Here is a 19,991-nt window from a genome sequence, read left to right as displayed (position 1 = left end):
GTGATCAGTAAACAGTGAAAAGATGGCCAGAAACTGCTATTTAGTACTGCTCACTTAACACATACTGCTCACTTAAAACTCCAATCTGATAACTGATGACTGATGACTGATAACTGATAACTGATAACTGATAACTGAATTATGCCTAATCTCAAAGCGATTCGCGACCAAATTCAATCGGTCAAAAATACCAAAAAAATTACTGAGGCCATGCGTCTGGTGGCGGCAGCAAAAGTGCGTCGCGCCCAAGAACAAGTTCTCTGTACCCGTCCTTTTGCCGATGCCCTCGCTCAGGTACTTTATAATCTCCAAGGTCGTTTAGCCTTTAGTGATGTTAATTTACCCCTGCTGGCCCAACGGGAAGTAAAAACCGTGGCTCTGTTGGTAGTCACAGGCGATCGAGGTCTTTGTGGCGGTTATAATACTAACGTCATCCGTCGTGCCGAACAACGGATGAATGAATTAAAAGAGCAAGGGATTAACTATCAATTAGTTATTGCCGGCCGGAAAGCGGCACAGTATTTCGAGCGCCGCAATGCTCCCATTGCCGCTAAATTTATTAACCTCGAACAGATTCCCACTGCCGATGAAGCTGGCACGATTGGGGATGAATTGCTTTCCTTATTTTTATCGGAAACAGTTGATCGCGTCGAGTTGGTTTATACTCGTTTTATCTCCCTGATCAGTGCCACTCCGGTGATTCAAACCCTGTTACCTTTAACTACCCAAGGTTTAGCGGTACAGGATGACGAGATTTTCCGTTTGGTGACTAAAGAGGGAAAATTTAAGGTACAACGGGAAAAAATGGCCAGCCAACCGGCGCAGGTTTTTCCCCAAGACATGATTTTTGAGCAGAATCCCGTCCAAATCCTCGATTCTCTCCTACCTTTGTACTTAAATAACCAATTACTGCGCGCCCTCCAGGAATCGGCAGCTAGTGAATTAGCAGCCCGGATGACGGCGATGAGTAACGCCAGCGAGAACGCCAGCGAGTTAATTGGCACTTTAAGCCGTACCTACAACAAAGCGCGTCAAGCAGCTATTACCCAAGAATTGTTAGAAGTAGTAGCGGGGGCAAACGCTCTCTAGATTTAAGCCAGTTTTTCTTTTGATTATCAGTAGGAGTGATTATTTTCACTCCTTTTTTTATATAGGGCTTGCGGCAAAAAGTAGGGACGGTTAGATAACCGTGGTTTAGACTTCTCTGCCCCGAATTAGGTTCAAATAGAGTCAGGGCAATCCCTTTTCTGATATCTTCTGGCCCCTTGAAAAGCCCCATCTCATCCTGTATTGTAAGTCAGCGTGAGAACTATAAATGTCAATCGATTAAGCTAGATATTAAACTATAATCCTTAAACTATAATCATTACCCGATCGCCCGGTATTGGAGGAACAAAACAACTCGTGAGTATAACTGATTTAATCCAAAAAGGCGGAGTGGCCATGTGGCCGCTGCTTTTTCTGTCTATTTTAGCTCTTAGCACTATTATCGAACGAATTTGGTTTTGGAGTCGCACCCTCCTCAGTGAAGGCCAGATTTTAAATCGGATTATGGAATCGGCCACCCGTAACTGGGACTTAGCGGCAAAAGTCGCTAGGGATTCCCGCAATCACCCCATCGGTAGCTATCTCTACGCACCCCTGCGCTTAGAAAATCCAGATCCAGAGGTTTTTCACTTTGCCCTCGAATCGGCTGCCGATGAACAATTATCCCTAATGAAACGGGGCGATAAAATCCTTGAGGCAGTCATCGCCCTTTCTCCCCTGCTAGGATTATTAGGGACGGTACTCGGTTTAATTACCTCTTTGGCCAATATTCAACTGAGTGACCTGGGAACTTCCTCCACAGCCGGAGTAACTTTAGGTATTAGTGAAGCTTTAATTTCCACCGCTACCGGCTTAATTGTCGCTATCTTTAGCCTCGCTTTCTATCGTATTTTTCAGGGACTCTGGTTCAATCAAGCTAGAATTTTTCGCAAGGCCGGCAGTGATTTAGAAATTATCTACCGTCAACGTTGGCTAGATGGAGAAGACCAACAATACTCCCTCAGTGCTAACCTAGAAAAACCCCTCGATCGCTAAGTCTCCCCCCTATAACCCATGGCCGAAACTAAATCTCTTAACCACAAAAAGCCCAAAAGTAGCCATATTACGGCTCGTCCCCTGAAATTATGGCATGATCAACACCGCATTCAAGAGGATGTGCAGGTTAACATCATTCCCTTGATCGATGTAATTTTCTGTATTCTCACCTTCTTTATTCTCGGTGCAGTGGGATTATCTCGCCAACAGGCTATCAGTCTTGATTTACCGAAAGCTAGTACCGCTACCACCCCGATGCGGGAAATGTTGGTGGTTAGTCTCGATGATTTCGGACAACTCTACGTCGAAAAACAGATGGTGACTCGCCCCCAGTTATTCGAGGCAATCAAGAATTATCATCAATATAGTCCCAATGGACTGATGGTACTGAATGCTTCGCGTAATGCCAGTTATAACGAAGTGGTTGGGGTTTTAGACCTACTGCGACAGGTGGGTGGCGATCGCGTGGCCTTAGCCACTCTATCGGGGGAAGCTAACAATCCCACAATAGAAAATGGCAATCCTTTGCCTAATTTACCCACTAACCCCACCTTACCCGGTTTAACCAATCCTCTGGGCAGAAATTAACTAGGAATGGATGCGATAGCTGAGTAATTGTTCTTCGAGAGCTGCAATGCGATTGTAGGCCGCCGTCAATTGTGCCGTTAATCGGCGAATTTGGATTTCATCGGAAAAAGAATTATCGCCATTGACAGCCGGGGATTGTTTGCCACCGTGATCTCGGAGAATATCTTTATGATCGTAGAGGCTATTATCGGATAACTCGGAAAAACCGACCATTTCCAAAGATTCACGCGGAGAACGACTCGATTTATCCCCAGCTAGGATAGCAATTTGCCGGCTGAGGCTCTCGACAATATCCTGTAGATGATCGACTTTCCGATCAAGACTGATAATCTGTTGTTGTAGTCCATTCATGCAATTACCTGGGTATAAAGGAGGCTTCCCCTCTATGCTAGGCTCTGGAGGAAATGGACTATGACAATTTATGATTGATTTAACGATTCCTTTACTGCCCTTAACTAATCTTAATAGATTGCCCGGGTCAACCGGCTGCACCCGATAGCACTTCTATTAGAAATTAAGGTAAGCTGTTGAGCAGTAAGCCTCGATTTTAAGGAACTAAATTATGTTTAAAAATTGGTCTTTCGATGATTGGATGAATCATATCCTTTTTCTGGCTACAATTTTGGCTTTGCTGACGATTTGGCTGGGTAGATAAATAAAAACTATTTTTCTTTCCTGGTTTACCGAAAATTTGGGTTTAAGTTTCCCCGTCCATTTTATGGCAGGGAGTGTCAAAATAAGAAACAAAACCCTCAGCGATCGATAAGTACCTAAGCAAAATTAATTACACATTTCGATAAAGCTTTTGCCTCTTGCCTATTGCCTCTTGCCTATCTTCACTAGGAAATTTATTTTGCACGACTACTTATGACTGACTCAAACCCAAAAATTTGTATTCTCGGTGGTGGTTTTGGTGGACTCTATACTGCTTTACGTTTGAGTCAATTGCCTTGGCCCGATCAACACCCCCCCCAAATTACCTTAATTGATAAAAGCGATCACTTTTTATTTTCTCCCCTTCTCTACGAATTAGTCACCTCAGAACTGCAATCCTGGGAAATTGCTCCCCCTTTCAGCGAATTGCTCGCTAATACCCCCGTTGACTTCCAACAGGGAACCGTCACGGCGATCGATGTTAATAATCATAAAATAACCCTTGACAATAAAAACGATATATGCTATGACCGCCTCGTAATCGCCCTCGGTGGTCAATCCTCCCTTGAATTCCTACCCGGGGCCAGAACCCACGCTATCCCCTTTCGTAGTCTAGAGGATGCCTATCGTCTTCGGGATCGACTCAAAACCCTAGAACAATCCGATCGCGATAAAATTCGGGTCGCCATTATCGGGGGCGGTTATAGCGGCGTAGAATTAGCCTGTAAGCTGGCCGATCGTCTCGGAGAAAGGGGAAGAATTCGTCTGATCGAAAGAAATAGCGATATACTTGGCCCTTCAACCCAATTTAACCGCGACACCGCCAAAAAAGCCCTAGAAAAACGTCTGGTTTGGTTAGACCTAGAAACCACCGTCGCCGATATCCAAGCGGATCGCCTCTCCCTTGACTACAAAGGACAGATCGACAATATCCCCGTTGATCTAATTCTCTGGACCGTTAGCCCGATCGCCTCCCCACTGATCGCTAATTTGCCCATAGCACATAGTGAGCGCAAATTACTAAAAGTTAATCAATATTTACAAACTGTCGAAAACCCCAGCATCTACGCGATCGGTGATGCGGCCGATAGTCGCGACCAAGAGGATAAACCATACGCTGCCACGGCCCAAGTGGCCCTTCAACAGTCCGACTACTGCGCTTGGAATATTTGGGCGAGTTTCCACGATAAACCGGCTTTACCCTTCCGTTATCAACCTTTAGGCGAAATGTTGACCCTCGGCATCGATGAAGCTACGATTAGCGGTTTAGGACTAGAATTAGCCGGTCCCCTTGCCCATCTTACCCGTCGCTTAGTCTATCTCTACCGTCTGCCCACCCTTAACCATCAAATCGCCGTAGCATTCAACTGGATTACCCAACCGCTTCTATCCCTCATTTCTGAATAGCGAGTTCAGATATTCCTCCACTAATAAACTATCTCGATCGGTCAATTCCTGACCATCGAGACGATTTAAAAGCATTACTGCACCAAATAACCGATTATTAACCCTAATTGGCACAGCTAAAGCCGTTTTTATCCCCAAAGCGACCGCTATATCCTGACGGATGCGATTATCTCCTAGGGTTTGTCCTACCACCACCGGACAACTACCCTGGTAAACCACCGTACACAATCCCGACGTGGCAATATCACCCCTTTTGCCCACAATTGCCCCGGTGTTTTTACCCGCACCCGCCCGATAATAAATACTATCACCGTCAAATTCGGCAATGATAACCGTTTCTGTTGGAATTAAACCTAAAATTTCTTCAGCAATGCGATCGAGATTAGTTAATTTTTCCATAATAGTTTAGGGGTTGAGGAAATGGGGTGTTATACTCAAAAAAACAGCAATTCATTAACTTTAGTCTATAGTTTGTGAACTCAAATGAAAGATAACACCCCCAAAGTAAAAAGTCTCAAATCTTATCTTCAGCATTTGCCTCAAGATGCGTCGGAAGCGATCGTTAGCACCAACTTTGCACGTTACCTGATATCATATTTAGGATTTTCAACCACGGAGATAATCCCACAGTACGACACGGGAGGCGGTGGGATTACCGACTTTGCCACTCGGAGAAACCTAGCAAACGATATTTTTTTGCAGACAAAGAGTAATCCTTTTCTGCTGATAGAGTTAAAGGGTAGAGATATTAACCTAACTGAAAATAGTCCAAGTTATAAGGCAACTGTCAATCAGTTAAAGCGTCAGTTATTAGGGAATAACTGTCAAGCAGCCCAATGGGGAATTATCAATAATAGTTCACACATCCAGTTATTTAGAAAACATGGTAAAACCATTTTTCCTGCCACTACTTGCATAGAGCTAACTCCTGAGAACATTGATGATACTATAGCTCTGATCAAGACAAAAATTGACAACACTCCCAAAGCACTAACGGTTACTGTTTACAACAATAAAGGCGGTATAGGCAAAACCACCACAACCGTAAATCTTGCAGCTTTCCTTGCCCTTTTAGGTAAAAAAGTTTTAGTTTTAGACTTTGATTTTAATCAACGAGATTTAACTAGCTCTCTCCTAAATATAAAACCACAAGATGGACTACTAGAAAAGGCTTTAACTGATCGCAATATTGATCTAAAATCAGTGATTATTCCCTATATTTTTAAGAATCCAAAAGGACAAATTACCTTCGATGTTGTTCCTGCTGATCCTAAAATAGCAGGGTATGTGGAATTGGAGTATAATGCTAAAATGACAATATCCACTCTCCATAGAAAATTAGACTTAGCTAGATATGAATATGATTACATTTTTATAGATGCAGCTCCCAATTGGCGATTTACTAGCCGGCTGGCTGTTTATGCTGCCGATGTTGTCCTCTTACCCACAAAACATAACAATTCATTCTCCCTTAATAATGCAGCCACTGCCATCAAGGAGTTTCTGCCGCAAATGCAAGAATTAAAAAAAGATGGGACTCCCATAGCCTTACCAATTTTTTTCAACGGTGAGAAGATTACTCAACCACAGTTAGAACTTGCCCAAAAAGAAATTAATCAAATACTCAAAAATGACAAAAACCTTGTACACTATTTTTATCCCAGATATACTAATGCCAAAAAAGATTTACATATTCATCACCTGCCAGAATACGCTATTATAGCCAGTGCTGCCTTCGCTCGCGTGCCAGCCGTTTATAAAAATCGTTCCGCTTATGACTATTACAAAGACTTAGCAAAGGAGTATTTTTTACAATGATGGAATATACCGATATTGGTACTTTGAAGTATCTCTACTTAGATGAAATAGAAATTACCAATGGGACCGATGCTGATAGTTTTTTAATTGAAGCTACTGCTAAACTATTACAGCAGACAGGTGGACGCAATTGGCTGCCTGTAATCGTGAAAGAACTATCAGAGGATCGCTATGAAGTTATCGGCAACTCATTTGTTTATGCTGTGGCTGAAAGGGCTGGACTAGAAAGAATTTGGTGTATTATTGCCGATGGAACAGAAAATGCTAGGAATATATCCAGAGTTTTGGCAAGAGAAGAAACCCCAAAACTAAATCTGTCAACAGCTTCAAGAGAAGAAATTAAATCTGCTTTACAGTTCTTAATTGAACAACCGAATAGCCCCCTAAAAACAGTTAAATTAGCTACTGCTACTGCTAGGATTGATGAGGCTCCCCGTCAATTCTGGAAGAGTTTAGATTCAATTGTTGCCCTCAAGTGTGGAATTACAAAAGGGAAGGGATTAGATTTACTCAAAACTGTCTTTTATCTCACTCCTCAATCTCAACAAGATGCAGTGATTGAGGAGTTTTCAGAAGAAACTCTCAAACTCAAGACTGTTTCTGAATTAAAGACTCTAGCCAAAGAAAAAGGAATCGTTGGTTTAAGCAAGATGAAGAAAGCAGAGCTAGTCAGAATATTGGCGCAATCATAAAAAGGAGTATGAATTATGAATTATGAGTTAGGAAGTGGGAAGAAAAAAGCTGCCGACTGCCTCCTGACTTACCCTTTCAGCAATAAATCGCCAATTTCCGACTGACAATGACCAATTAAACGATTAAGGGCTTTTTTTCCTTGTTTACCTTGATAATCTGAGCGATCGCTTTCAGTAATTCGGTAGGGACGACCGATCGCCACCTTGACACGATGATAAAAGACAACGGGATGCCAACCATCTTGATCGAATAAAGGTTCTGTGGTATCTAATAAGCGCAGCAAACGCACGGGAAAAGGACTAATAGTAGTTTCCGACTCGGAGAGAATAGCCACAGGTAAGACAGATAGATTCTCCACGGGACAACCCAAGGCTAAATGGGCAAATCCGCTTTGAAAACGGCTAATTTGACGAGGAGCAGTCAAATTTAACATCGGCGATCCACCTTCTGGAAATAAACCGATCCATCGTCCGGACTGTAAAAAATCCGTTGCTTGCCGAAAAAAAGTCTGGTGGCGCTTTTCGGGAGTATCAAAGGGAAAACAGCCCAATTCTCCGATTAATTCCCGCAAAAGCGGCGTTTTTCCCATGTAGTGATGACAGGCGATCGGGAGAGTTTTGCCCAAAGCTTGAATTAAAATCGGCGCGTCCAAAAAGCTACGATGGTTACTTACCACGATCGCCACTCCTTGGCCGGGTAGATTTTCTTGACCGACGGTAAACAGACTCGTGCGCGTGGTATCAAGAATTAAACGAGAGGTGGATAGGGGGGTAAGCAGCTTCATGGAAAAAAAAATCGGCCTTAAGATTGTTTTTATTGACTTAGATCACAACTAAAGGATAAAACAGAATTAGAGGATCATAAAACATAGGGATTGTCTCCCAATCATCTACGGATCAGCCTTGGGGCAGCCTCGTCTATTTAAAAAAATAAATTTCATGAATGATTTGAATGAGCGAAAAACATTTGCTTTAACAACACCTCTTTATTATGTCAACGATATCCCCCACATCGGTAGTGCTTACACGACGATCGTAGCGGATGTTATGGCGCGATGGCAGCGGTTACAGGGCAATTCTGTCCTCCTGATTACAGGAACCGACGAACACGGACAGAAAATCGAACGAACCGCGGCAGCCAAAGGACTCAATCCCCAGGAACACTGCGATCGCATCGCCACCAGTTTTGCCAATCTCTGGGCCAAGCTAAACATCCAGTATGATCGCTTTAGTCGCACCACTGCCCCCCGTCATCAGGCAATTGTTAACGAATTTTTTGAAAGAGTCTGGGAAAAGGGCGATATCTATCTCGATCGCCAACAGGGTTGGTATTGCGTCGCCTGTGAAGAATTTAAGGAAAAAAGAGAACTGTTAGATAATGGCTGTTGTCCCATTCATACTAATCTGGCCGCCGAATGGCGCGACGAGGAAAACTATTTTTTCCGTCTCTCTAAATACCAAGCACAACTAGAACAACTTTACCAAGAACAACCCGATTTTATTCAACCGGAAAGCCGACGTAATGAGGTTCTCAACTTCGTCAACCAGGGACTACAGGACTTCTCCATCTCTAGGGTTAATGTGGCTTGGGGGTTTCCCATTCCCCACGATGGTCAGCATACCATCTACGTTTGGTTTGATGCCCTTCTTGGCTATGTTACCGCCCTTCTCGACCCCGAAGACGAACCCACCCTAGAAAATGCCTTGGCCAAATGGTGGCCGATCGATCTGCATCTGATCGGTAAAGATATATTAAGATTCCATGCCATTTATTGGCCGGCTATGCTAATGTCGGCGGGTTTACCCTTGCCTAAAAGAGTCTTCGGCCACGGCTTTTTGACCAAAGACGGGCGGAAAATGGGCAAAAGTCTCGGTAATACCCTCGATCCCTTCGATTTGGTTGATCGCTATGGGGCCGATGCCGTCCGTTACTATTTCGTTAAAGAGATTGAATTAGGACAGGATGGCGATTTTCAGGAAACCAGATTTGTTAATATTCTTAACGCAGATTTAGCCAACGATTTAGGCAACCTCCTCAATCGCACCCTAGGCATGGTTAAAAAATACTGCCAAAATATCCCCCCCCAGTTGACTGGCGTAGATATCCCCAACGATAATCGTCTTAAGAATATGGGGATCAATCTAGGGGGCATTGTTGAACAGAAGTACAATGCGCTACAATTTGATCAAGCCTGTGAGGAAATATTGGCGTTAATTCGTGCTAGTAATAAGTTTATCGATGAGAGTGCGCCCTGGAGTTTATTTAAACAGAAACAACAAGCAGCAGTAGAACAGGTTCTCTACGCAGTTTTGGAATCAGTAAGACTCTCTGCCTACCTACTCTCACCGATAATACCGACCTTAAGCAGTAAAATTTATCAACAACTAGGTTTTGTTATTGATTTTAATACTTTCAGGTCGGAGGATGGGGAAAACTTCCCTGATGGTGTCTCTTTTTCCCAACACTGTCAATGGGGATTACCCACAAATCCACAACTAGGAACACCTGAACCGATCTTTTCTAAACTAGAACTGCCGTTAAACGATTCCTAAGGGAATTTTTTGATAACTCTATTTTTTAAGGTCTGTTGTCCTTTGGGACACAACTGGCAAACACCCAACACTAAACTTTTAACAAACGAGGAAAAATAAAATGTTTGATGATTATGACACAGCCCCAGTCTTCACCCCCGAACAAGTGCTAGAAAATCGCGGTCGTGTGGCGATTTTCATCGATGGTTCTAATTTATTTTATGCGGCTCTGCAATTAGGTATCGAAATTGACTACACCAAATTACTTTGTCGTTTGACTGCCGGTTCTCGTCTCCTGCGCGCCTTCTTTTATACTGGAGTTGATCGCACTAACGAAAAACAGCAGGGATTCCTCCTCTGGATGCGTCGCAACGGTTATCGAGTCATCGCTAAAGATCTGGTACAATTACCCGATGGTTCCAAAAAAGCCAATCTCGACGTGGAAATTGCCGTAGATTTAATGGCGCTAGTGGGTTCCTATGATACCGCAGTAATTGTCAGTGGTGATGGGGATTTGGCCTATGCTGCCGATTCCGTCAGTTACCGTGGTGCGCGAGTGGAAGTGGTTAGTTTGCGATCAATGACCAGTGATAGTTTAATTAATGTAGCCGATCGCTATGTTGATCTAGATCAAATTAAAGAAGAAATTCAAAAAACTAGCAAACATCACGTTGGTTATAATAATTTCCCCGTCAGCGTCTTAGACCAAGATCGGAGCAGTCGCTAGAAAAATTCAGCAAAAATCAAGTTTAAGGTGGGTAATTCCCACCTTTTTCAGTGATCAGTGATCAGTGATCAGTGATCAGTTATCAGTTATCAGTGATACTAAATCCGGTTATTAAAGACTGATTATTTATTCCCTCTTTTGCCTCTTACCTATTGCCTTTTGCCTGTCCTGATATGTAGCCTATACTCAACAGATTTACTATCAAGCGATACTACTGCGTTTTCTCGCTTCCTTATAAGATGTTCCCACATCCTGTAAACCGACTTTAATCATCTGTTGTTCCAAAAGGGCAAAAAAACGCAAGCGATCGCCACCTTTAATCACAGCTAAATTGTGCGCTTCCGCTAAGGCGATCGGATAACCATAACCTTTTAACACCTGGGCCAGTAAAATACTCAAAGAGCGATCGAGTAATTCTCGCTCCTCCACCACCCAAGCAGGAACCTCTACCCTAGCGATTTCCGTCCCCACATGGAGATAACAGAAGTAAATGCGATGCTCATCCCCATAAAGATCGAGTATTTTCAAAGAACTGCGCCAAAAAGGACTTCTTTGTCCCGGTTCCAATAAATAACCCCAGAGAGAAGCATCTCGGAGAGGATCGACAACGCGACAAGGGGTTTTTTCTGGGTCTAGATCACCGCAATTGATCAAGCAATTGGGAGTATCATGGGGACAAGATTGTAAACGGAGGAAATTTAAGCTTTCCGTGCTACGAGAAGCACTAATATAACCCATAAGCGGGATTCTAGCTGATTTTAAATCGTCCCAAGACTGAAAAATCGGTGGCAAAATTAAATCTTTTGCTTCCGGGGGGAGACTATCGATAAACCAATAGATCAAAGAACCATCCACGAGGGCTAAATTTGGTTCATAATGGGCCCCAGGGGGTTTTACCCAACGGGTAGCCATTTCTGCTAACATTTGGCTTTCTAATACCGTCCGACGATAACTCATCCACTCATCCACGCGAATACCCCACTGTTTAGAAATGTAGAGGTCTTCTGATTTGTAATAGACTTCGGGAATGCTATCGAGGAGCGGGTGCAAATTTTGACCATAGTGCAACATAATCCTACCGATATTAATTAGATAACAGTAGGCGATTTCGTGGTGAGAAGGGGCAATTTGGGAACCATCCGTGGCAAAAACGCTATGACTTTCGGGAGCGGGAAGGATAGTAACGCGGGTGTCGAGAGGTTCGATCGGTAGTGCAACGGAGAAAATTAGGTGATCGTGCCAGTTATGATAGAGTTCTAGCAGTTTTTCCTGTTGCTGTTGAGCCTGTTCTAAAAGAATTTTAGCCCGTTGCACGCGCTCGCGACTAGCTGCCACTTCCTGTTGAAAATGTTGACTGATTCCTGGCATTTTTGCCGCTAATTTCGCAAGATCGAGCATAGCTATCCTCTCCCTGACTTTTTTTGATTTTATCGCAATTTTGTCACTTATTGCCAAATTTATCCATAGTAATCTCCGCTTACAGCAGTTATCTCAAGGGTGAGATAGGAAGTTTTCCTTTTGGGGAGTCGCTCGTCAATACCAAAAAGGAATCTTGCGTATTTAGACAATATTTCTCCTTAAGATCATTATAGTTTTGATAAGAAATAATTTGCTCATGTTGCATTCTACCCACAATAATACCAGGGTGTATTTCTAGTTGTTCAGCAAATTGATTAATAGCTTTTTTACTGAGAGAATTATTGGCGATAAATCTCTGCCAATCTCCAGGATCAATTAAGAAATTAGCCGCAAAAACATCCGCCTCTTTTTCTTTAATTTTATCTTGAATATCTTGCCCCTCTAAAAATAAAATTCGTTTCCCATGTAATAAAATATGACCAGCTTCATGAAAAAAAGAAAACCAAAAATGATCATTTGTTTTGTATCGATCGCTCAATTGAATTAAAGCTTTCTGAGAACCTAACCAACGGGTAGCACCGTGTACCCTTGTTTTCGGAAGTTCAGGAACAAAAACCAAGGCAACTCCCGCTGCCGCACAAAGCTCGATAATTTGCGGTTGAAATACCTCGATAGACTTAATAGTTAACGAACGAATTTGTCGCAAGGCATCTCTGAATTTCAACTCGTTGTAATCAGCACAATTAATTTTCGATGCTTCTATTTCTCCTTGACGTAACCATGCTGTTATTGCCCCTCGATCGCTATCAAATGCTTGAGACTTTCTAAAATCAATCGATAAATTTCTCCCCCAAATCTCCTCCCATTGCTCAGGGGAAACAACGGCAAAAAAATTCAAACTCTCCCGTAATTGCTCTATTTTATCCTCATAAAACTTGAGCCAGCCTAGTTTAGTCATCTGGCGATAAGGAATTTGTTTTAACCAGTCTAAATAACCTTTTAATCTTTGAGTCTCGTTTTTTCTCGCTAAATATTCCCGATAAAGTCTTTCGCGCTCTATCCAGAAACTGGCGGGAGTTCCTAACACTAACTGTATCTGTAAGGCGGTATCGATAGTAATCTCCGCTTTACCTTTTATTATCTCATTGATAGTCTTTTTTGGTCTGCCCATGCGTTGGGCGAGTTCCGATTGAGACATATTTCTTTCTTCTAGGATTTCGGCAAGGGTTTCTCCCGGTGGAGAAATAAAATCCGGTGCATATCTGTTCTCAATAGTATTAGTCATGGGTGTCATCTATGCCAATAATTACGACTGCGGTTACTTTCTTCTAATCAATTCCCCCGTCTGCTTTTTGAGGAATCGGTATATTAGCCGGCTCAAAAATTAGTCTGAGAGGATGAACTAAATCTAGGGATAGTTGTCCAGCAAGGTTATATAACAATTCGTGGCAACGTCCCGGCAGCGATCGCATTTCCTCCAGGACAATAACTGCTTTTAAGTCGTTGAGTCTTTGCCTGATTTTCTTAGCCATCTTCTCTCCATACTGTTTTTTCAGTAGTCTTTGGCTATTGCATTCGTTCTCAAATTTTTTTTCCTTAAAGACAATATCCATTGTAGATGACCCTTGTAATATTGTTAACCTCAAAGGTTAACAATATTTTATGGTAGCCTGTGGTGCATCCAGTACAAAAGCTCTAAATATAGCGTTAAGAGCTAATAGTCTAGACACCAGTTCTGAAAATGAGGTTAGCTAGAGACAGTTTTTCAGATATTAGCCGATTAATCAGGTGATAATTATCGCTAAAATCGCACCATCAAGCCAAAACAACGAAGCTGTAATTTTATCGTCTAATAACGCCCGAATTGAGTGCCGCCGCTGCCCAAGAAAAAGACAATCTCTAACCTCCGAAACCAGAGAAAAGCACAATAAGCGACTTGACAACAACAGCGGCAATTTGCTATAATGGCCTTTTGTCAACGATTTGACCTTCGGTAACAAGGAGTTCAGAGTAACCTTAGATACAGCCCTATCATGCCCACCATTCAGCAATTAATACGCGACGAAAGATCCAAAGCGAAAAGAAAAACCAAATCTCCCGCCCTCAAACAATGCCCCCAACGTCGGGGAGTTTGTACAAGAGTATATACCACCACACCCAAAAAACCCAACTCAGCCCTACGGAAAGTGGCTAGGGTACGTTTAACCTCTGGATTTGAGGTGACAGCCTACATCCCGGGCATCGGTCATAACCTGCAAGAACACTCGGTCGTCCTCATTCGCGGCGGTCGGGTCAAAGATCTACCCGGAGTCAGATATCACATCATTCGCGGCACCCTCGATGCCACCGGGGTGAAAAACCGTCAAAAGGCGCGGTCTAAGTACGGAACCAAACGCCCCAAACCCGCCGCTAAATAAACAGGGAATTGATTAACCAAAAAAATACTCCCACCGAGTCGGTCAAAGTTAACCCAAGAGACTGAAAACTCGCAGGAGAGGGTTTGAGATGGGCTGTAATCATCCGACTGTCAAGCAAAAGTTAAAGTTAACCTAGAAAATTCAGGAATAATCCGATGTCTCGCCGTAAAAACGTCAAAAAACGTCCTATTCCCCCCGATCCCGTTTACAATAGCTGTTTAGTCAGCATGACCATCCGCCGGATCATGCGATCGGGCAAAAAATCCCTGGCCGCTAACATCGTTTACGATGCCCTGAAAACCGTCGGCGAACGTACCGGTCAAGAACCCCTAGAAGTATTTGAAAAAGCCGTTAAAAACGCCACCCCCCTAGTGGAAGTGAAAGCCCGCCGGGTCGGTGGAGCCACCTATCAAGTGCCGATGGAAGTACGCACCAACCGTGGTAGTACATTGGCACTACGCTGGTTAGTCCATTATGCCAGAACCAGAGGCGGCAAAACCATGGCAGGTAAACTAGCTAACGAGATCATGGATGCGGCCAACGAAACCGGCGGCACGATCAAAAAACGGGAAGAAACCCACCGGATGGCGGAGGCAAACAAAGCCTTTGCCCACTATCGTTACTAAAAAGATACTTTAAAGATACTTTAAGGGCGGTGGACTACACCGCTGCCGCCAAAAAACTGTCAAGAAAAGTATAGAATTGTAAATAGTGTAAAAAATCCTAGAACAAAATCCCATCACTGGCAAGCAAAGCAAGGAGGTTGCTGTGGCACGGACTATCCCGCTAGAGAGAGTGCGAAACATCGGAATCGCCGCTCACATAGACGCGGGCAAAACAACGACAACAGAAAGAATCCTGTTCTATACGGGAGTCGCTCATAAACTGGGCGAAGTCCACGACGGAACGGCAATTACCGACTGGATGGAACAGGAACGGGAGCGAGGAATCACCATCACCGCCGCCGCCATCAGTACCAGTTGGCAAGATCATCGCATCAACATCATTGATACCCCTGGCCACGTCGATTTCACCATTGAAGTGGAACGTTCCATGCGGGTACTCGATGGCGTGGTGGCGGTTTTCTGCTCTGTTGGTGGTGTACAACCCCAATCGGAAACCGTCTGGAGACAAGCCGATCGGTACAAAGTACCCCGGATTGCCTTTATCAACAAAATGGACAGAACGGGAGCGAACTTCTTCAAAGTTTACGAACAATTAAGAGATCGCCTTAGAGCTAACGCCGTTCCCATCCAAATGCCGATCGGCGCAGAAAGCGAACTGAGCGGGATCGTTGATCTCGTCAAGATGCGCGCCTATATATATAAGGATGATCTAGGGAAAGACATAGAAGAAACCGACATTCCCGAAGACTTATTGAAAAAGGCCGAAGAATTCCGCGTGCAGCTGGTGGAAGCTGTAGCGGAAGCGGATGAAGAACTCCTAGAAAAATATCTAGAAGGTGAAGAACTCACCGAAGCTGAAATCAAGCGCGGTCTCAGGGAAGGGACGATTGCTGGTACAATTGTTCCCGTCCTCTGCGGCTCGGCTTTCAAAAACAAAGGGGTACAACTGCTCCTCGATGCCGTTGTCGATTATCTGCCCTCACCCTCGGAAGTAGCCGCCGTTAAAGGGATTCTTCCCGATGGCAGCGAGGCAATCCGGGAAGCCAAGGACGATGCGCCCTTCTCTGCTCTCGCCTTCAAAATCATGGCCGATCCCTTCGGTCGTTTAACCTTCCTACGGGTCTATTCCGGTGTACTAGCCAAAGGCAGCTACGCCTACAACTCCACCAAAGGAACCAAAGAACGGATCGCTCGCCTGATCGTCCTCAAATCCAACGAACGGATCGAAGTGGATGAACTGCGCGCCGGTGATCTAGGAGCGGCGATCGGACTGAAAAACACCATTACCGGGGATACCCTCTGTGATGAGAAGAACCCAGTTATCCTAGAATCCCTCTTTATCCCCGAACCGGTTATCTCCGTGGCGGTGGAACCGAAAACCAAACAGGACATCGAGAAACTCAGCAAAGCTCTGCAAGCTCTCTCCGATGAAGATCCCACCTTCCGGGTCAAAGTTGATCCCGAAACCAATCAAACGGTAATCGCTGGAATGGGAGAACTGCACCTGGAAATCCTAGTCGATCGAATGCTCCGGGAATACAAAGTCGAAGCGACGGTGGGCGCTCCCCAGGTGGCCTATCGGGAAACTGTGCGGAAACCCGTGCGCGCTGAGGGTAAATTTATCCGTCAAAGTGGCGGTAAAGGGCAGTACGGCCACGTCGTCATCGAACTCGAACCGGGTGAACCGGGGTCAGGCTTTGTCTTCGTCTCCAAAATTGTCGGTGGTGCTATCCCCAAAGAATACATCAGTCCGTCAGAACAAGGGATGAAAGAAGCTTGCGAATCGGGGATCGTCGCGGGTTATCCCGTCATCGACCTGAAAGCAACCCTGGTAGATGGTTCTTTCCACGATGTGGACTCCTCCGAGATGGCCTTTAAGATAGCCGGTTCCATGGCGATCAAAGAAGCGGTGATGAAAGCTACCCCCGTTCTCCTAGAACCGATGATGAAGGTGGAGGTGGAAGTACCCGAAGACTTCATCGGTAACGTCATCGGTGATCTTAACTCCCGTCGGGGACAAATCGAAGGCCAAGAAACCGAGGCTGGCATCGCCAAAGTCTCCGCTAAAGTCCCCCTAGCGGAAATGTTTGGTTACGCCACTGATATTCGCTCTAAAACCCAAGGACGGGGCATCTTCACCATGGAATTTAGCCATTACGAAGAAGTCCCCCGCAACGTGGCTGAGGCGATTATCACCAAAAGTAAAGGGAACGGTTAATCAGTTGCCAGTGACCAGTGAGCAGTGGGGATAAACCGATCATTTAAATTCGATCGGTCAACCCTAATAACTGCTAACTTAAAACTGATCTCTGGTGACTGATTACTGTTCACCCGGCTGAAGAAGAAAAAAAAACAAAGGAACAGAAAGTAAATGGCACGCGCTAAATTTGAACGGACGAAACCTCACGTTAACATCGGTACGATCGGTCACGTTGACCACGGCAAAACTACCCTCACCGCCGCTATCACTATGACCCTAGCGGCTCTGGGTAATGCCCAAGCTAAAAAATACGATGAAATCGATGCCGCTCCCGAAGAAAAAGCCCGCGGGATCACCATCAACACCGCTCACGTTGAGTACGAAACCGCTGATCGCCACTATGCACACGTGGACTGCCCCGGCCACGCCGACTATGTAAAAAACATGATCACCGGTGCGGCACAGATGGACGGTGGTATTCTCGTGGTCTCGGCCGCCGATGGCCCGATGCCCCAAACCCGGGAACATATCCTGCTGGCTCGTCAGGTGGGTGTACCTAACCTGGTGGTCTTCCTCAACAAAAAAGATATGGTGGACGATGAGGAGTTACTGGAACTCGTAGAACTGGAAGTACGCGAACTTCTCACCAGTTACGACTTTGCTGGCGACGATATCCCCATTATTGCCGGTTCTGCGAAAGAAGCCCTCGACTACATGACCAAAAATCCCAAGGCCCAAAAAGGCGATAACGAGTGGGTGGACGCAATTTATGAATTAATGGAAGCGGTAGATAGCTATATCCCCACCCCCGAACGGGATATCGATAAACCCTTCCTGATGGCGGTAGAAGACGTATTCTCGATTACTGGTCGGGGGACGGTGGCTACCGGTCGGATCGAACGCGGTATTGTGAAAGTGGGTGATAACGTGGAATTGGTCGGGATCAGAGAAACTCGCCCCACCACCGTCACCGGGATCGAAATGTTCAAGAAAAGTCTTGAGCAAGGGATGGCCGGTGACAACGCTGGTATCCTCCTGCGTGGTATCCAAAAAACCGACATCGAGCGCGGCATGGTGATCGCTAAACCGGGTACAATCAAACCCCACACCCAGTTTGAGGGGGAGGTGTATGTGTTAACTGCAGGAGAAGGTGGTCGTCACACTCCTTTCTTTAAAAACTATCGTCCTCAGTTTTATGTACGCACAACCGACGTAACTGGCACTATCAAAGACTACACCGCCGATGATGGCAGCACTGTAGAAATGGTCATGCCGGGAGACCGGATCAAAATGACCGTGGAACTGATCAACCCGATCGCTATTGAACAGGGTATGCGCTTCGCTATTCGCGAAGGTGGTCGCACCATCGGTTCCGGCGTTATCTCGAAAATTATCAAGTAGGCTAATCTACTAATTAACGGGGCAGTGAATTTAAAAGCTGCTCCGTTACTGTCTTTATTTTGTACCTTGACAATTGCAATAGGTGAAATTATGGCTACGCTACAACAACAGAAAATTCGCATTCGTTTGAAAGCTTTTGACCAGCGCTTACTCGATACTTCCTGTGAGAAGATTGTCGATACTGCCAATAGAACTAACGCCACAGCGATCGGACCGATTCCCCTACCGACAAAAAGAAAGATTTATTGTGTCCTGCGTTCCCCTCACGTTGACAAGGACTCCCGTGAACATTTTGAAACCCGCACCCATCGCCGCATTATTGATATTTACCAACCCTCTTCTAAGACAATCGATGCTTTGATGAAATTGGATTTACCCGCAGGGGTTGATATTGAAGTTAAATTGTAAAAAATGCCAAAAAGATGTTATCGCTAACATCTTTTTTTCTTCCCCACTATCCCATAACTTTTAAACAGGATTTTTGATAAAAGGAAGTTATTAAAAGAAGGGCAGTACAATTGGTAGGGGTGCATCACCAAAGATGCCCAGATCACTAGACCTTTTGTAGGGGAAAACCTAAAGCTTCTCGTTGCTGTAAATACAATTGAGCAACCTGTCGAGCTAAATTGCGAATTCTGCCGATATAACGGGTTCTTTCAGCTACAGCAATCACACCTCTAGCATCAAGTAAATTAAAAGTATGGGAACATTTGAGAACATAATCTAGACTGGGAATCACCAGAGAGCGATCGATTAATTGTTTAGCTTCCTGTTCATATAAACTGAATAAACTAAATAATAACTCAGGATTAGAAGCCTCAAAATTGTAGGTACATTGTTCGATTTCATTTTGTAGAAAAATGTCACCGTAGAGGATATTTTCATTCCATTGAATTTTATTAATTGCCTCCACATCTTGCAGATACATGGCTAATCTTTCTAAACCGTAGGTAATTTCGATCGCCACGGGACGACAATCGATACCCCCACACTGTTGAAAGTAGGTAAACTGGGTGATTTCCATACCATCTAACCACACTTCCCAACCCACACCCCAGGCGCCGAGGGTGGGAGATTCCCAGTTATCTTCCACGAAGCGAATATCGTGATCTTCTGGGTTAATTCCTAACACCCTCAGGGAGTCTAAATAGATATCCTGAATATTATCGGGAGAGGGTTTAATTAGGACTTGATATTGATAGTAATGCTGAAAACGATTGGGATTTTCGCCATAACGGCCATCCGTAGGACGACGACAGGGTTCCACATAGGCAACGGCCCAAGGTTCCGGACCAATTGCCCTTAAAAAAGTGTGGGGACTCATGGTTCCTGCACCTTTTTCGGTATCATAGGGTTGAGCAACTAAACAACCGCGATCAGCCCAAAATTCATTTAATTTAGCGATAACAGCTTGGAAAGTTAGAGACATGGGAAAAAGTAAAAAAGCGGGTTAGGGGTTGGGGAAGTGGGGTGTAGGGTGTGGGGTGT

20 protein-coding genes are annotated in these 19,991 nt (G+C 44.6%); 13 read left to right on the top strand and 7 right to left on the bottom strand.

Annotated elements, in window-relative coordinates; all coding sequences use genetic code 11:
• Positions 1–141 precede the first annotated feature (141 nt).
• The 3 genes from H6G40_RS00570 to H6G40_RS00560 all read left to right on the top strand — a co-directional run bounded on the left by H6G40_RS00570 (position 142) and on the right by H6G40_RS00560 (position 2,670).
• Positions 142–1,089: a F0F1 ATP synthase subunit gamma gene (locus H6G40_RS00570; RefSeq protein ID WP_002739849.1), complete on the top strand. Its 948-nt coding sequence runs from the start codon at positions 142–144 to the stop codon at positions 1,087–1,089.
• 354 nt (positions 1,090–1,443) lie between these two features.
• Positions 1,444–2,082: a MotA/TolQ/ExbB proton channel family protein gene (locus H6G40_RS00565; protein ID WP_002750075.1), complete on the top strand. Its 639-nt coding sequence runs from the start codon at positions 1,444–1,446 to the stop codon at positions 2,080–2,082.
• An 18-nt stretch (positions 2,083–2,100) separates the two neighbouring features.
• On the top strand, positions 2,101–2,670 hold the full coding sequence (locus H6G40_RS00560) for an ExbD/TolR family protein (RefSeq protein ID WP_002739744.1): 570 nt from the start codon (positions 2,101–2,103) through the stop codon (positions 2,668–2,670).
• On the opposite strand, the gene H6G40_RS00555 is transcribed toward H6G40_RS00560, so the two are convergent.
• On the bottom strand, positions 2,671–3,021 hold the full coding sequence (locus tag H6G40_RS00555; protein ID WP_002740189.1) for a hypothetical protein: 351 nt from the start codon (positions 3,019–3,021) through the stop codon (positions 2,671–2,673).
• A gap of 516 nt (positions 3,022–3,537) precedes the next feature.
• Here H6G40_RS00555 and H6G40_RS00550 point away from each other — a divergent pair.
• Positions 3,538–4,731: an NAD(P)/FAD-dependent oxidoreductase gene (locus H6G40_RS00550; RefSeq protein ID WP_004157353.1), complete on the top strand. Its 1,194-nt coding sequence runs from the start codon at positions 3,538–3,540 to the stop codon at positions 4,729–4,731.
• On the opposite strand, the gene H6G40_RS00545 is transcribed toward H6G40_RS00550, so the two are convergent.
• The gene (locus H6G40_RS00545; protein WP_002776488.1) at positions 4,711–5,130 is read right to left on the bottom strand and encodes a GAF domain-containing protein; all 420 of its coding nucleotides are present in this window, start codon (positions 5,128–5,130) and stop codon (positions 4,711–4,713) included. The two genes, H6G40_RS00550 and H6G40_RS00545, sit on opposite strands and share 21 nt — an antisense overlap.
• 84 nt (positions 5,131–5,214) lie before the next feature.
• Here H6G40_RS00545 and H6G40_RS00540 point away from each other — a divergent pair, with 84 nt between their 5' ends.
• Positions 5,215–6,549, top strand: coding sequence for an AAA family ATPase (locus H6G40_RS00540; RefSeq protein ID WP_190537120.1), 1,335 nt, complete (start codon positions 5,215–5,217; stop codon positions 6,547–6,549).
• Positions 6,546–7,241: a Rho termination factor N-terminal domain-containing protein gene (locus H6G40_RS00535; protein WP_190537118.1), complete on the top strand. Its 696-nt coding sequence runs from the start codon at positions 6,546–6,548 to the stop codon at positions 7,239–7,241. Before H6G40_RS00540 ends, H6G40_RS00535 begins: the two co-directional genes overlap by 4 nt.
• 68 nt (positions 7,242–7,309) lie before the next feature.
• Here the strand turns inward: H6G40_RS00535 and H6G40_RS00530 are convergent, their stop codons facing one another.
• Positions 7,310–8,026: a lysophospholipid acyltransferase family protein gene (locus H6G40_RS00530; protein WP_123231006.1), complete on the bottom strand. Its 717-nt coding sequence runs from the start codon at positions 8,024–8,026 to the stop codon at positions 7,310–7,312.
• Between the two features lie 154 nt (positions 8,027–8,180).
• Here H6G40_RS00530 and metG point away from each other — a divergent pair, with 154 nt between their 5' ends.
• Entirely contained in the window at positions 8,181–9,794 is a 1,614-nt protein-coding gene (gene metG, locus H6G40_RS00525; RefSeq protein ID WP_123231007.1) for a methionine--tRNA ligase, read from the top strand.
• A 100-nt stretch (positions 9,795–9,894) separates the two neighbouring features.
• Entirely contained in the window at positions 9,895–10,500 is a 606-nt protein-coding gene (locus H6G40_RS00520) for a LabA-like NYN domain-containing protein (RefSeq protein ID WP_002739868.1), read from the top strand.
• Positions 10,501–10,701: 201 nt separating this feature from the next.
• Here the strand turns inward: H6G40_RS00520 and H6G40_RS00515 are convergent, their stop codons facing one another.
• From H6G40_RS00515 to H6G40_RS00505, 3 genes are all read right to left on the bottom strand, one after another.
• Complete coding sequence (locus H6G40_RS00515; RefSeq protein ID WP_002740095.1) at positions 10,702–11,898, bottom strand: DNA double-strand break repair nuclease NurA; 1,197 nt, start codon at positions 11,896–11,898, stop codon at positions 10,702–10,704.
• Positions 11,899–11,986: 88 nt separating this feature from the next.
• Positions 11,987–13,144 (bottom strand): HigA family addiction module antitoxin, encoded by a 1,158-nt coding sequence (locus H6G40_RS00510; protein WP_190537117.1) that lies wholly within the window; start codon positions 13,142–13,144, stop codon positions 11,987–11,989.
• Positions 13,145–13,187: 43 nt separating this feature from the next.
• Entirely contained in the window at positions 13,188–13,472 is a 285-nt protein-coding gene (locus H6G40_RS00505; RefSeq protein ID WP_069474808.1) for a type II toxin-antitoxin system RelE/ParE family toxin, read from the bottom strand.
• A 420-nt stretch (positions 13,473–13,892) separates the two neighbouring features.
• On the opposite strand from H6G40_RS00505, the gene rpsL reads away from it, so the two are divergent.
• From rpsL to rpsJ, 5 genes are all read left to right on the top strand, one after another.
• Entirely contained in the window at positions 13,893–14,276 is a 384-nt protein-coding gene (gene rpsL / locus H6G40_RS00500; protein ID WP_002740176.1) for a 30S ribosomal protein S12, read from the top strand.
• 155 nt (positions 14,277–14,431) lie between these two features.
• Complete coding sequence (gene rpsG, locus H6G40_RS00495; RefSeq protein WP_002739653.1) at positions 14,432–14,902, top strand: 30S ribosomal protein S7; 471 nt, start codon at positions 14,432–14,434, stop codon at positions 14,900–14,902.
• 142 nt (positions 14,903–15,044) lie between these two features.
• Positions 15,045–17,120: an elongation factor G gene (gene fusA / locus H6G40_RS00490; RefSeq protein ID WP_042791084.1), complete on the top strand. Its 2,076-nt coding sequence runs from the start codon at positions 15,045–15,047 to the stop codon at positions 17,118–17,120.
• A gap of 153 nt (positions 17,121–17,273) precedes the next feature.
• Positions 17,274–18,503, top strand: coding sequence for an elongation factor Tu (tuf, locus tag H6G40_RS00485; RefSeq protein ID WP_002740136.1), 1,230 nt, complete (start codon positions 17,274–17,276; stop codon positions 18,501–18,503).
• A gap of 90 nt (positions 18,504–18,593) precedes the next feature.
• Complete coding sequence (gene rpsJ, locus H6G40_RS00480) at positions 18,594–18,911, top strand: 30S ribosomal protein S10 (protein ID WP_002740287.1); 318 nt, start codon at positions 18,594–18,596, stop codon at positions 18,909–18,911.
• A 145-nt stretch (positions 18,912–19,056) separates the two neighbouring features.
• Here the strand turns inward: rpsJ and glyQ are convergent, their stop codons facing one another.
• On the bottom strand, positions 19,057–19,932 hold the full coding sequence (gene glyQ / locus H6G40_RS00475; protein WP_002739739.1) for a glycine--tRNA ligase subunit alpha: 876 nt from the start codon (positions 19,930–19,932) through the stop codon (positions 19,057–19,059).
• Between the last annotated feature and the right edge of the window lie 59 nt (positions 19,933–19,991).

Origin of the sequence: Microcystis viridis FACHB-1342, from assembly GCF_014698335.1 — a bacterium.
GTDB lineage: Bacteria > Cyanobacteriota > Cyanobacteriia > Cyanobacteriales > Microcystaceae > Microcystis > Microcystis ichthyoblabe_A.
This window is presented reverse-complemented; position numbering and strand designations above follow the sequence as displayed.